This window comes from Petrotoga miotherma DSM 10691 (assembly GCF_002895605.1).
Classification (GTDB): Bacteria; Thermotogota; Thermotogae; order Petrotogales; family Petrotogaceae; genus Petrotoga; species Petrotoga miotherma.
Window position 1 is genome coordinate 1 of the sequence record NZ_AZRM01000056.1, and the last position, 13,624, is coordinate 13,624.

Annotated in this window: 12 protein-coding genes; 7 read left to right on the top strand and 5 right to left on the bottom strand. The window is 34.8% G+C overall.

What is annotated here, in order from left to right:
• The first annotated feature begins 160 nt into the window (after positions 1-160).
• From X928_RS08800 to yqeK, 6 genes are all read left to right on the top strand, one after another.
• Positions 161-1,486, top strand: a complete 1,326-nt coding sequence (locus X928_RS08800) for a thymidine phosphorylase (protein WP_103079398.1) — start codon at positions 161-163, stop codon at positions 1,484-1,486.
• A gap of 212 nt (positions 1,487-1,698) precedes the next feature.
• Positions 1,699-3,390: a phosphodiester glycosidase family protein gene (locus tag X928_RS08805; protein WP_103079399.1), complete on the top strand. Its 1,692-nt coding sequence runs from the start codon at positions 1,699-1,701 to the stop codon at positions 3,388-3,390.
• 32 nt (positions 3,391-3,422) lie between these two features.
• Positions 3,423-5,495, top strand: a complete 2,073-nt coding sequence (fusA, locus tag X928_RS08810) for an elongation factor G (RefSeq protein WP_103079400.1) — start codon at positions 3,423-3,425, stop codon at positions 5,493-5,495.
• 371 nt (positions 5,496-5,866) lie between these two features.
• Positions 5,867-6,394 carry a cob(I)yrinic acid a,c-diamide adenosyltransferase gene (locus X928_RS08815; protein WP_169926369.1) on the top strand — a complete coding sequence of 176 codons (528 nt, stop codon included), beginning with the start codon at positions 5,867-5,869 and terminating at the stop codon, positions 6,392-6,394.
• A gap of 10 nt (positions 6,395-6,404) precedes the next feature.
• Positions 6,405-6,686, top strand: a complete 282-nt coding sequence (locus X928_RS08820; protein WP_103079444.1) for a DUF503 domain-containing protein — start codon at positions 6,405-6,407, stop codon at positions 6,684-6,686.
• A gap of 213 nt (positions 6,687-6,899) precedes the next feature.
• Entirely contained in the window at positions 6,900-7,472 is a 573-nt protein-coding gene (yqeK, locus tag X928_RS08830; RefSeq protein WP_103079402.1) for a bis(5'-nucleosyl)-tetraphosphatase (symmetrical) YqeK, read from the top strand.
• A 10-nt stretch (positions 7,473-7,482) separates the two neighbouring features.
• Here the strand turns inward: yqeK and X928_RS08835 are convergent, their stop codons facing one another.
• Complete coding sequence (locus X928_RS08835) at positions 7,483-8,319, bottom strand: M23 family metallopeptidase (protein WP_103079403.1); 837 nt, start codon at positions 8,317-8,319, stop codon at positions 7,483-7,485.
• A gap of 264 nt (positions 8,320-8,583) precedes the next feature.
• Between X928_RS08835 and X928_RS08840 the strand changes: the two genes are divergently transcribed.
• Positions 8,584-9,516, top strand: a complete 933-nt coding sequence (locus X928_RS08840; RefSeq protein WP_103079404.1) for an inorganic phosphate transporter — start codon at positions 8,584-8,586, stop codon at positions 9,514-9,516.
• A 34-nt stretch (positions 9,517-9,550) separates the two neighbouring features.
• Here X928_RS08840 and X928_RS08845 read toward each other — a convergent pair whose 3' ends face one another.
• Genes X928_RS08845 through X928_RS08860 form a run of 4 tightly spaced genes read right to left on the bottom strand, consistent with a single transcriptional unit; the run spans position 9,551 to position 13,608 of the window.
• Positions 9,551-11,389, bottom strand: coding sequence for an FAD-dependent oxidoreductase (locus tag X928_RS08845; protein ID WP_103079405.1), 1,839 nt, complete (start codon positions 11,387-11,389; stop codon positions 9,551-9,553).
• Positions 11,390-11,413: 24 nt separating this feature from the next.
• Positions 11,414-12,523 carry an NADH-quinone oxidoreductase subunit D gene (locus X928_RS08850; protein WP_103079406.1) on the bottom strand — a complete coding sequence of 370 codons (1,110 nt, stop codon included), beginning with the start codon at positions 12,521-12,523 and terminating at the stop codon, positions 11,414-11,416.
• Positions 12,510-13,064: an NADH-quinone oxidoreductase subunit C gene (locus tag X928_RS08855; RefSeq protein ID WP_103079407.1), complete on the bottom strand. Its 555-nt coding sequence runs from the start codon at positions 13,062-13,064 to the stop codon at positions 12,510-12,512. Before X928_RS08855 ends, X928_RS08850 begins: the two co-directional genes overlap by 14 nt.
• Complete coding sequence (locus X928_RS08860) at positions 13,048-13,608, bottom strand: NADH-quinone oxidoreductase subunit NuoB (RefSeq protein WP_103079445.1); 561 nt, start codon at positions 13,606-13,608, stop codon at positions 13,048-13,050. The genes X928_RS08855 and X928_RS08860 overlap by 17 nt, the downstream gene beginning before the upstream one ends.
• Positions 13,609-13,624: the final 16 nt, after the last annotated feature.

Here is a 13,624-nt window from a genome sequence, read left to right on the forward strand (position 1 = left end):
GGGTGGGGAGCGGGGCGAAGGGGCGCTGAAACAGGTTTTAGAGTCTCTAAAAACAATAATTTTAAATAGACACTTTAGAAATAAAGTAATTTTTAAAAATTAGATTTAGATTTTCAAAGGGTTACAGGGCGCTGACACAATTTCCTTAGGAGGCTTAAAATTGAGAGCATATGATATAATTAAAAACAAAAGAGATGCTAAAGAAAATACAAGAGAAGAAATAGAATTTATGATCAAAGGTTATTTAGAAAACCTTATTCCAGATTATCAAGTTTCTTCCTGGTTAATGGCGATATTCTTCCATCATTTATCAGAGGAAGAAAGTTATAATCTTACGGATGTAATGCTTAAAAGCGGAGATATTATAGACTTATCAAAGATTACAGGTAAAAAAATTGACAAGCACTCTACGGGAGGCGTTGGAGACAAAACAACAATAGCAATAGCGCCTATGGTTGCCTCGCTAGGTGTTAAAATAGCCAAATTATCAGGCAGATCCTTAGGGCACACCGGAGGGACCATAGACAAACTTGAATCTATTCCTGGTTTTAAAACCTCTCTAACTACTCAAGAATTCTTTGAAATAGCGAACAATGTAGGGATTGTTGTCTCCGGACAGACTGGAAATATAGCCCCTGCAGATAAAAAGTTGTATTCTTTAAGAGATTCTACCGCAACTGTTGAAGAACTATCCTTAATAGCTTCCAGTATAATGAGTAAAAAGCTCGCCATAACTAGTGACGGAATTCTATTGGATATCAAAGTGGGTTCAGGGGCGTTCATGAAAAATATAGAAGATGCCAAAGAGTTGGGTAGAATCATGCTAAAGATTGCAGAAAGATACAATAAAAATACTATAGCCTTAATTACCAATATGGATCAACCTTTAGGAGAAAACGTTGGTAATGCATTGGAAGTAATGGAGGCAATAGATACGATAAAAGGAAAAGGGCCTAAAGATTTTTCTGAGTTATGTTTAGAGATCTCTTCTCATATGGCTTCTTTATCTGGTATAATAACCTATGAAGAAGCGAAGAAAAAATTAATAGAAAACATAGAAAATGGCATAGTAAAAGAAAAAATGAAAGAATGGATAAAAGCGCAGGGCGGAAAAGAAGAAGTAGTTGATGATCCTAGTAAATATCTTAATATAGCACCAAAAACTTTAGAGTTCAAGGCAAAGGAGCAAGGTTACATAACCGTTATTGACACTGAAAAAATAGGTTTAGCTTCTATGGTATTAGGTGCGGGTAGGCAAAAAAAAGAAGATACTATCGATAAAAGTGTTGGATTAACAATTAATAAAAAGCTTGGAGATAAAGTTGAAGTAGGAGAGACAATAGCCAAGTTGTTTATCAGCGAAAAGAGTGACGTTGATGCCTCTCTAAAACTTTTAAATGAGGCTTACAACATTAGCAAAGAAAGACCTAAAAATATAAATAAAAATGTAATTTTTGATGTTTTGTTTTCTGATGAAAAAAGTTAATATGGATGCGGATCCGAGTAAATGGACAAACCCCTCTTCCTTATGGGTGGGCAGTGTTTGATGCAGTATGCAAACTATGTTTTTTTGCAGCATTGTGCAAAAAACTTTTTTATAATAAACTTTGATTTTGATTGTGGGGTTTTTAAGGGGCTTGCCCCTTAACGCTCGGGTGAAGGGGCGCTAAATAAAGTCAAACAACCGGAGGATCATTGATGAAAAAGCTTATCTTTCTCTTCTTTCTAATAATTATAGCAATAAATTTATTTTCTGAAGAAGCTATTTTTATATCTCAAAAAAACTCTCCTCTCAGTATGGAAGCTATCAAAAATCAAGATTATTTTTATATTAATGTTGAGCATCTTTCCAAATATGATAATATGGTAATGAATCGCACTTCCAGAATAATGTATATAATATACAATAAAAATGTTTTAGAAATTAGTTTGAACGATTATTACTCCAAAATAAATTTTATAGACAAATACAATAATTCCGTACTTATTATTGATGAAAATGTATACATAAGGGAAGATGTCTTATCTATATTCTTACAGTTGAACAGTTTTAAAGATATTGACACTATTTTCTTCTATTCAGAAATTCCTAAAATAACCACCTGTAATGCGAGTACAAGTGAAATCGAAATTGGATTTAATTCATATCTTTCAGACAATTCGATCACTTTAACGAAAATAACAAAAGATGGAGATTACCTATTAAGCATAAAGCCTGTTGCCCCGATGGAAAGTATTCCAAATAACCTCGACTATTCATACTCAAACAATACTGCTTATTTAAAGTTCAAGAGTGATTTCAACTATGAAGTTAATTTAAATGGAAAAAATTTATCTATTATTATCGATGAAAAAGCTATTTCGACGAACCATGATACGGATATGGATAAAACCATATCTGAAAATACAGGCCTTCAGTACATTGAAAGAACCGAGGAATTAAACGGACAAAGGTTAAAAATTTACCAATTAATCGTTGATCCAAAAAGATATCAAATAAAAGTTGATCTGAATAATTTAGGAACACGCTCCGATGTGTATTCATTTTTAAAAGATAAAAATCCTATCTTTTCCGTTAACGCTTCTTTTTTTGACCCTCAAACCTTAGAACCAGTGGGGAATATAATATCCGATAGCACCCTATTACATTTGAGCTCTTATTCACGGCCTGCATTAATTATAGGAACAAATTTTCTAGACATCGACTATATTAAACTAGAATACCAAATAAATATTGATAACCTACTTTTTTGGATAAAATCCATTAATTCTACGTGGAAAGGAGACGTTAAATTATATACTCATCATTATAAAGGAACCATAACTGAAACAGAAGAGGATTATGTTTTTTTCTTAATCGATGAAAATAATCGAATTATATCAAAAAGCAAAACAGCTCCTTCTGAAGGGGAAAAATTAATACTTGTAGATAAAAAATACGAAAAATACCTGGAAGATATATCTTTGGGAACAAAAGTTGATTTTACGCTTAATAAAAGCGAAAATTTATCAATCGATCCTGTTTTACTTTTAGAGGGAGGGCCCATATTAATACATTCCAAATATACTCAAGAACAATTAGATGCCGAGAAAAAAAGTTACTCCAATGGAATAATTTATGGTAAAGCTCCCAGAACCGTGGTAGCGATAGATAAAGATCAGAATATCAATTTAATGGTCATTGAAGGCCTCAATAATTCAGAAACCGGTCTTACATACGATGAAACAAGAAACCTGCTCTTTAAAATTGGTGAGTTTGAAGTCGCAATGATGCTAGATGGTGGTAGTTCTTCGATAGTTTATTACGAGGGAAAGATACAAAATTTCAAAAACGAAAAAACACGTAATTATATTCCGGTACTTTTAAGTGTTTATGAAAAAATCCCGTAGTTAAGAAATAGATTAAGAATGGAGGGGTAACATTGAGTGAATACAACGCTGAAAAAAAGAGGATCGTAGGATTCTTTGGACATCATGGATGCGGTAAAACTACCCTTATGGACGATGTCCTCGTAAATCTTGGTTTAACTGATAGAATAGGTCAAAGACATTTAGACAAGGATCCAGTTGAAAAAGAAAAGGGAGCAACCTTTTCCAACCACATTTTCTCGTTCGATTTAGATGATTCAAGGATCTACTTTTTTGATACACCGGGATCTTTAGACTTTATAGGAGATATACAAATAGCTTTAAACGCTGTGGACAACGTAGTTATTGTAATAAACGCTTCTGCTGGTGTGGAAGTCACAACAGAAAGAATTTGGAATATGGCAAGAGAATTAAATAAACCTATCGTATTTTATGTAAACCAAATGGATAAAGAAGGGGTTAACTTTGAAAACTTAATTCAAGAACTCAAAGAAAGTTTTGAAGACGAAATAAGAATCGTTCCTTTCCAGGTTCCCATAGGGGAAGGCCCAGATTTTAAAGGTGTTATAAATCTTTTATCAAATGACGTATTTACATATGAAGGAGGAACAGGCAAATCTTCTAAACAAAGCGAAATTCCAGATAACGCTAAAGATTATTTAGAAAGATTCCATTCTGAAATAATAGAAGATATTGTTGAAACTAACGAAGAACTAATGGAAAAATATTTTGAATCAGGCGAAGAAGGATTAAGCCAAGAGGAATTGATTTCCTCACTTCATAAAGCCTACGATGAAGATAAAATAATTCCTGTATTCATTGGATCAGCCTTAAAAAATATTGGTTTTGATCAATTGATAAAAGCTTTAATAAGTTTCGGAATGACACCGCTTGAAAGAAAATTTTACAATGAAGAAGGGAATGAGATTTCTTCTCAAGAAAACGATCAATTTGTAGGTATCATCGTTAAAAATGAAGTAGATCCATTCGTTGGAAAACTCACCTATCTGAGAGTCATTAGCGGTTCTTTAAAACCAGGTTCCAGTATCTATATTGTTGAAGAATCCACAAGAGAAAAAATCTCCCATATAAATATACCTAGATTTGATAAGAATGAAGAAGTAGAAAGGGCTGGCGTTGGGGATATCTTGGTTATACCTAAACTGAAATCAAGCAAGATAAACCAAACCGCATCCAGTGAAGAAACTTCAAATAGGTTAAAATTACCAGAATTTCCGGAACCAATGATATCTAAGTCCATCGCCCCTAATTCTAAAAATGAAATAGACAAAATTACTGAATCGTTAGCAAAAATTGCAGAATCAGACCCAACATTTAAATGGGAATTCGATTCTGAAACCGCAGAAACGGTCATAAGTGGAATGGGAACCATTCACTTAGAAATCATGATAGAAAAATTGAAAAAGAATTTCGGTATTGATTTTGAGGTAGGAAAACCAAAAATTGCCTACAAGGAAACCATAAGAAGTAAAACACAGGCCGAATACAAACACAAAAAACAAACCGGAGGGCATGGCCAATACGGTCACGTTAAAATAGAAATTGAACCGCTAGAAAGAGGAAAAGGTTATGAATTTGTTGATAAAATCGTTGGAGGTGTTATCCCAAAAAATTTCATACCATCTGTAGACAAAGGTATTAGAGAAGCCATCAAAAAAGGTGTTTTAGCTGGTTTTCCAGTTGTTGATATTAGAGTTACACTTTTTGATGGTTCTTACCATGAAGTTGACTCTTCAGACATTTCATTTCAAATAGCTGCAAGGCACGCATTTAAAATAGCCATGGAAAGTGACAACCCAGTTATTTTAGAACCAATTATGCATGTTGAAATATTCTTACCCAGTGAAAACACTGGAGACGTTATCGGTGAAGTTACAGCAAAAAGGGGAAGACCCCTAGGAATGGAATCAGCTGGAAAAGGATACGATAAGATAGTGGCTGAAATCCCATTGGCTGAAATGTTGGATTTTTCACCTCGTCTCAGTTCTATATCCTCAGGAAAGGGTTATTTTACTATGAAATTTTCCCATTATGCCGAAGTAAGCCCTGATATACAAAACAAAATAATAGAAGAAAGAAAAAGGGAAGAAGAATTACAGAAATAAAATGGGGCTATGCCCCATTTTTAAATAGCTTTTGCTGATTTGTGCAAAATGGTTTTTTAAGTTTGCCGCATTGTGTAAACGATGTTTTTTTGCAGCTTTGTGCAAAATGATTCTTTATAATGCCTTAGAAACAATTTCCATATTCTCATTTGTGAAACAAATGATGTGTTGCTTTAGAAATGTTTTCCAAAATCTCGTTTGCTACGCAAACGATGTTATGCGAACTTGGGGTTCTTAAAGGGCGAAGCCCCGTTTGCCGCAGTGTGCAAACAATGTTTTTAAATGATTTTGACCTTGAACTTGGGGTTCTTAAGGGGCGAAGCCCCTTAATGTTAGACAATATATTAAATAATAAAAAGGAGAGATATATCGTGTCCATTTCAACAAAAACAGGTGATAAGGGCGAAACTTCTCTTTGGAGTGGAGAAAGAGTATCAAAAGATGACATAAGGGTTGAAGCTTACGGTACCATAGATGAATTAAACTCATTCCTTTCAGAAGCAAATTATTATTTAAAATCTCATGAGGTGAAAAAAATAATAAACGAAGTACAAAATAATTTATTCAAAGTAGCCGGAGAGTTAGCTTCCAAAAGCAAAACATATAAATATCCTATTCAAGAAGAAGATGTCCTTAAAATTACCAACTATGTTCATGTATTTGAAAACAGGTTGAATTTAAATAGTTTCGTTATACCTGGAAGAACAGTGCAATCTGCTAAATTAGACATTTGTAGAACTATAGCTCGAAGAGCAGAAAGACGAATAATCTCTTTAGATAAAAAAGAACAGTTATCGGAACCCTTAAAAAAATATGTAAATCGATTATCTGATTTGTTATTCGTATTAGCTCGTTTTGAAGAGTACATAGAAGATAAAATTGAATTCAAAAAATGGTGAGGGAATTAAAATGTTCTGCATCAAATTAGAATTGAAAATTAGGTTGTTTGGGATCAGTTCTTTGAAAGACAAAAGATCGGTAGTGAAAACACTGATAAACTCATTAAGAAAAAAGTACAATGTATCTGCTCTAGAAGGAAATTATAACGACTCGAAAAATTACATGGGAATATTCGTATCGTCGTTAAGTCAAAGTAGAGATTACTTATTAAATCTTATTGAACAAATTGAGGATGACATCGAACTTAATAATGGTTTAGAGATTGAAAAGGAAGACTACTCAATTTTTTAATGGTTAAATTACCGCAATATATACTTTTAAAATATTTTTTTAAAATCAGATTTTTAAAGGGTTACAGGGCGAAGCCTCCCCTAGTGTGGACCCCTGCGGGGCAAAGGAGGAGAAACCGCTTTATTCTTATGGGGGGGAGCGAGGCCAAGGGCCGCCAACACAAAGTTTTAGAGTTCTAAAGAATGTATTACCTCAAAGTTAGGAGGACATAATTTGGATTTAACCAGCATTATAGAAGAATTAAAGATGTATTTAAAAATAACTATAAAGTCTAAAAAAAGATTAGAACATATCTACAACGTTGTTAATTTCTCAAAAAAATTAGCTCAACTCCACAAACTTCCAGAAGAAAAAGTTGAAGTCGCCGCGTTAGGACACGATTTATTTCGAGATGTAGATCCAACCAGGTTAATCAAATTGGCCCAGTTTTATAAAATTCAACTCGATAAATTCGATAAAAATCGCCCGATTCTCCTGCACGGAAAGGTAAGCGCAGAATTTTTGGCAAATAAATTCCATATTGACGAAGATATATACCAAGCGATATATTATCACACGAGCGGTTATGAAAAAATGAGAGATATAGGAAAAGCGCTTGTTATTTCCGATTCAGCCGGAGATGACAGGGATTTTGAAGGCATTGAAGAACTAAGAAAGGTATCGTTCATATCTTTGAATGAAGGTTACAAATTGGTGATAAAAAACAAAATAAGCTATGCATTAGCTAAAGAGAGATACATATTAGAAGATACATATAAAACATGGAACACCCTGTGTCAAATTTGATGAATTAGAATTAATTTCCACCTAAGCCATATTCGTTTTCTATGTTATCCAATACATAAATTCTATTGCTAGAAGGTAGAAATACCAAGGGGTCGTAACTTGTATCAGCTTTTTTAACTTCGAAATGAAGATGAGGTCCGGTACTTAGACCCGTATTCCCCACTCTTGCGATCATTTCGCCTTTTTCGACATATTGGTTTTCATACACATTTATTTGAGAGAGATGACCGTAAACATAAGAATCCTTGGAAGATTCTATTTCAACCATCAAACCATATCCGCCGTTTACACCAACGAATTTTACTTTCCCCGCTTCAACGCAAAAAACGGGTGTGCCAGTAGGTGCTGCAAGATCGATCCCTTTATGAAAAGAATACTCTTTAGTTATAGGATGAACCCTCCATCCATAAAGGGAAGAAATAGTACCATAAACCGGCCAGATTATGTTCCTTTCATTATTAAAACCTTTTCCTACAACACTTTTAGGAATAAAAAGCTTTTGATTAACAAAAATAGTTGTTGAATCGAGGTTGTTCGCTTCAACTATATCAGAAACGCTTGTGAAAAACAATTTAGCAATATAAGTTAGATTATCTCCCTTTTTAACTTCATAGAGATACCCTTCTGGTTGAGGGATTAATATTACTTGTCCAATTTTTAAATTGTTGGGAGATAAATTAGGATTCCAATCCAAAATAGTTGAAATTGATACGTTGTATTTAACTGAAATACTATACAATGTTTCATTGCTTTGAACTTGATGTTCAACGATAGAATAAGACGAAAAGGCTACTACAGCCAAAATTGAGATAATAAAAAATACAGCTGTTCTTTTAAGACTGTCCAAAAGTTGTCCTCCCCCTTAATGATTCAACGATTGAATATCCAATACAATGTTATTATATCATACGATAATCTTTCCCCTGTAAAATATAAATTAATAATTTTTAAATTAACTTCCTCGTGTTTTTTGATTTTCTAATAATTGACATTCGTTAAAATAGGTGCTAAAATAGAAAAATCTCTTTTGAGAAAAGCCTATGATTGCCAATATGGTGAAAATGGGCTTTAATTTTTTAAAATCTTCCTAAAATGGGGGAATATTTTTAATATGATATTATTTTACTTGATCCCGGCTATTTTGTTAGGATGGTCCTTAGGCTCCAACAATTCTTCCAATGTATTTGGACCAGCTGTGGCTTCTGGATTGGTTCCATACAAAAAAGCTATTACAATATCTGCAATTCTTGTTTTTGTTGGTTCTGTTGTTGGAGGTAGAAATGGATTAAATACCTTGGGGACTTTGACAAATTTAAATATTGAACTACTGTCATTAGCTTTATTTTGTGCTTTTTTAACCATGATGTTCATGAGTTTGATTGGGCTTCCCGCATCTGCTACTCAAGCTGTTGTAGGAGCTCTGATTGGTGTAAGTATTCTAAAAGGAGATTTCAACTCATCCATTTTAACAAGAATTTTCGTTTCGTGGATATTTACTCCTATTGGTGCCTTGCTCTTTGCTTTTATATTATATAGACTTTTGGCCCTAATATTTAGAAAATTTTTAGGGGTTACAGCCCAAGATAGGTTTTTAAAAATACTAACATGGATCGCCATTTGTTATAGTGCCTATTCATTAGGAGCTAACAACGTTGCAAACGTTACTGGAGTATTTGCAAACGTTTTATTTACTCCTAGCCTTTTACTCATTATAGGTGGTTCATCAATAGCCGTTGGAATTTTATCTACCAACAAGAAGGTTTTGTATACAGTAGGAAAAGGGATTGTCGAATTGGATCATTTTTCTTCATCCGTATCGATTTTAGGGGCAGGGGTTACCCTGTGGATCTACTCTTTAATTGGTGTCCCCGTCAGTGCGGCACAGGCTACAATAGGAGCTATTGTAGGCGTTGGAATAGCAACAGGTACTAGAACTTTTGATACGAGCACAATAATGAAAGTAATTTTTGGTTGGATAGGAACCCCTATGATTTCTGGGCTTATTTCACTTGCAGTATTATTTCTAATTCAATTATTATCTTAAAAAGAGGGGAGGTACCAAACTCCCCTCTATTTTTTTATTTTGAAAGCTGTTTGTCCATTATATATTGGTCTATTCCTTGAGCCGCTTTGTGCCCATCTGCAACTCCATGAATTATATCTGGACCATGCACTATATCCCCACCTGCAAATAACCACGGTACTCCTTCCACTTGACCGTACTCGTTTGTTTTTATCCTTCCTCTTTCTATCTTCATGTTTTTTTGGATTTCTTCCGGCAGATAGCTGTAATCTGGAGCCTGCCCAACAGTCATTACAACCATATCCGCATTCACCGTAATAGTGTTACTTTCATCGTATTTTGGATTGAATCTTCCATTTTCGTCGAATACTTCTAAACATTTCCTAAACAACACACCTTTCAATTCTCCATTTTCAACTATTACCTTCACAGGACCCCATCCTGGATGGAAAATTACCCCCTCTTCTTTACCTTCAACAATTTCATCTTCATCAGCAGGCATCTCATCAAAGTTTCTCTCCAAACTAAGGACATGTACTTCGGATTTTTTATATTCTAGGTTTTGGAGTCTGAGCATGGACCTTGCAACGTCCATGGCAACATTTCCTCCTCCTATTACCACAAGGGATTTAGGTATATATGGCTTGGGGCCTTCTCCTCTGACATAATTTTTCATTTCTTCTAAAATTGTTAAAGAGTCAAAGACTTTTTCATGGTCAGATCCTTCTATGGGAAGCTTTCTACCCTTGTTGAATCCAGTTGAAACAAATATTACATCGTTTTTTGCTTTTAATTCTTCTAAAGTGATATCCTTTCCAACTTTTGTATTCGTTATTATCTTCACTCCCAGTGACTTTATATAATTTACATCCTGCTCAAAAGCGGTGTCTGGAAGCCTATAGGAAGGTCCTCCGTAATTAAGAACACCTCCTGGCCTGTTCTTTTCCTCATAAACAGTGATTTCATATCCCATTAAAGATAAGAAATAAGCTGCAGAAAGTCCGGCAGGTCCGGCTCCAACGATGGCAACCTTAGCGTTAGCCTTTTTTATAACTTCCTGATCTAAAATTTCTGGATATTTATCCTGTGGAACGTTATCCACTATATATCTTTTCAACCATCTGATGGCTATTGGTTCTCCCCTGTGACCTATGGTACAAACTGTCTCACATTTGTGAGTACACATTCTTCCACATACAGCAGGCAAAGGATTCGTTTTATAAAGATCTTTCAACCCGGTTTGAAGATCGTCATCATATATATCTTTTATATAATCTGCTATGTTCATATGGGCTGGACATGTCTTTTCACAAATACTACATCCCACACATCTTGAAGCTTCTCTAACAGCTTGTTCTTTTGAAAATCCTTTAACCATCTCTATGAATGAGGTTTTTCTGATTTCTGGTGGATCAATTTCCATTTCTTCTCTTTCTAAGTCAAGTAAGTCTGAATCTTCATCTCTAACATAACCTAAAGGTTTTTTAATTCCATGGATTCCTTCCTCTGTGGGGATAAAAAAGAAGGTGTTTGGGTCTTTAGATATATGTAAATATTCTTTGGTCATCTGTAATGAACCAGTGGTACATATATCCACACACAAACCACAAAAGCTGCATCTTCCATAATCTATCGAGGGTCTTTCTGGTTTAGAACCTTCTACATCTGGGAGTTCTTCGAACTCTATCATAGTTATAGCATCCGTTGGACATATTTTTGAACAAGTACCGCAACCGATACATTTTTCCCAATCGTTTATATGAAAACCTCTATATCTATCCGAAGCCTCTCGAGGTGTTATTAAAATATCCTCCATAGGAACGGTAACAGGCTTTTTAGTAAGGTATTTCCAGGCCCTTGCTGGAGCAAAAAAACTTTTTTCAGGTGTATTCATCATATTCACCTCTTCCTTTATTTTTTATCTATCTATTTCTGGGGGACATACCCCCATTGTTTCCATCCAAAGCGCTGCATCCTCTATTCTCGTACCGGGCAAATATTTTTCTACCCCCAATAAACCTTGTGGATAGGATGCTCCTCTAACAGCAACTCTATAAGGCTTATCTTCTCCTTCTGAAACCATATAATACCCATACTCTCCTCTTGTACATTCGATATGAGTGTAAACTTGACCTTTTGGAACACGCCATCTTAAGGCACTTCCACTAGATATTTTGTTCCATACTTTACCTTTTTTGGGCATTTTTTCAAGTACCTGTCTTATTATTTTTATGCTCTGAAAGGTTTCGAGGTATTTGAAATAGACCCTTGTATATCCATCTGAGTAGTTTGCGGTTGGGACATAAAATTCTACTTGGTCATACCTTGCATACGGGTCTACTTTTCTAATATCGTATGCTTCTCCCACAGCCGATCTCATACCGATTCCCGTAACACCCAACTCCCAAACAACCTCGGCAGGTAACAACAACTTATCTTTGGTTCTTCTTTGAAAGAGGGAGTTCTTGAGAATCAAATCTTCGTATTCTGGAAGTCTATTTTCTAAGTAATCGAGAAAACTCTTTATCTTTTCAATTGTTTCTTCGCTCAAATCCTTTCTTACACCACCTGGCACTATATACATATGATAGATTCTTGCCCCAGTTATCTCTTGAAAGATATCCAATATAAGATCTCTATCTGCGAGTCCCCAATTGGGCCCAGTGTAAAGTCCAACAGGTCCTCCTATTCCTCCTAGGGACATTAGATGGTTTGCAATTCTTGCTAGCTCTAAGATTATCATCCTTATCCAATGGGCTTTTTCAGGGACTTCAATTCCTGTTAACTCCTCTATCGCCATGGCGTAAACCATCTCATTAATGTCAGGTTCTGGTACGCAAATCCTTGGTATGAGAGCCAGGTTATTCATCCAAAGTCTTCTTTCCATAAGTTTTTCAAATCCTCTATGCAACATACCAGGCATAGGCCTCGCCCTGACGATAGTATCTCCATCAACATACATATGTACGCTGAAATTCCCATGCATTCCCGGATGATTTGGCCCCAAGTATAATTTAAGTTCTTTCATTTATTTCACCTTCTTTTATAACTTCTTTCACAGCATTTTTAGAAAGTTCCACATCATACTTCCTATCAGGAAATTTACGCTTAGAGTACTCTAAAGGATCAAAATCTTTTCTCATAGGTGGTTTATCATCCCATAATTCTAAGAACAACGGTTTTTCAAAATCTGAATTACCTTCAAACTTCACACCAAAAAATTCGTGGATATCCCTTTCATAGTATCTGGCTCCAGGAAAAATATCAATGATGCTTATATACTCTGGATTTTTTCTATCTATCTTCGTTTTTACTAAAAAAGTAATTCCATTTGTCCAATTGAACAAAACATAAGCTAATTCAAATTTGTTTTCTTCAATCCAATCAATGCAGGTTACCAAGCTTAACTGTTTCCAACCTTTGTCCTTTAAATAAGTTAATATTGTCGGTACATTATTTTGATCAACAACTATACTTATTTCATTTTTCTTTGGTGTAGTGAAATCTTTTATATCGAAACTTTGTTCAAGAATGCTTATCAATTCTTTGGTATCATTCGTGGAATTCATCCTTTACATACACCTCCCCTAAGGAACGGATTTGGTTATTTCGATACCAATCGTAATTCTCAACATATTTTTTCCATCCATTGGCTTCTCCTTTTGTTATCATGTTTTCAAGTGTTTTAAAAGTATTCATTATAGCCTCAGGTCTTGGCATACATCCGGCAAGGTACAGATCAACTGGAATATAATAATCCAACCTGTTGATCACCGCATAGGAATCATAGTATATTCCTCCGTTTAAAGTACAAGACCCAAATCCTACTACATATTTTGGAGTCATCATTTGTTCATAAGTGTATATAACTCTTCTTAAAGTTTTAACGCTTAGATAACCTGTTATCAGCAAAACATCTGCTTGCCGTGGTGTCGCCATTGGTCCCATACCCAACCTTTCCATGTCGTATCTGGCCGTCATGGTTGGAGGAAGTTCTACAGCACCACAACCTGTGCAATAATGAAGCATCCATAAAGATTTACCTCTGAAGATATTCTTTATCTTTTCCCAAAAAGTTATAGTATCGTTTAGATCCTCTTCAAAGATGTTCATCTGTTCTATTTTCTCT

Excerpts from the sequence above, each read along its gene's own strand:
- X928_RS08805 (WP_103079399.1), top strand. The coding sequence starts at position 1,699 with ATGAAAAAGCTTATCTTTCTCTTCTTTCTAATAATTATAGCAATAAAT.
- X928_RS08820 (WP_103079444.1), top strand. The coding sequence starts at position 6,405 with ATGTTCTGCATCAAATTAGAATTGAAAATTAGGTTGTTTGGGATCAGT.
- X928_RS08840 (WP_103079404.1), top strand. The coding sequence starts at position 8,584 with ATGATATTATTTTACTTGATCCCGGCTATTTTGTTAGGATGGTCCTTA.
- X928_RS08845 (WP_103079405.1), bottom strand. The coding sequence starts at position 11,389 with ATGAATACACCTGAAAAAAGTTTTTTTGCTCCAGCAAGGGCCTGGAAA.
- X928_RS08850 (WP_103079406.1), bottom strand. The coding sequence starts at position 12,523 with ATGAAAGAACTTAAATTATACTTGGGGCCAAATCATCCGGGAATGCAT.
- X928_RS08855 (WP_103079407.1), bottom strand. The coding sequence starts at position 13,064 with ATGAATTCCACGAATGATACCAAAGAATTGATAAGCATTCTTGAACAA.
- X928_RS08860 (WP_103079445.1), bottom strand. The coding sequence starts at position 13,608 with ATGAACATCTTTGAAGAGGATCTAAACGATACTATAACTTTTTGGGAA.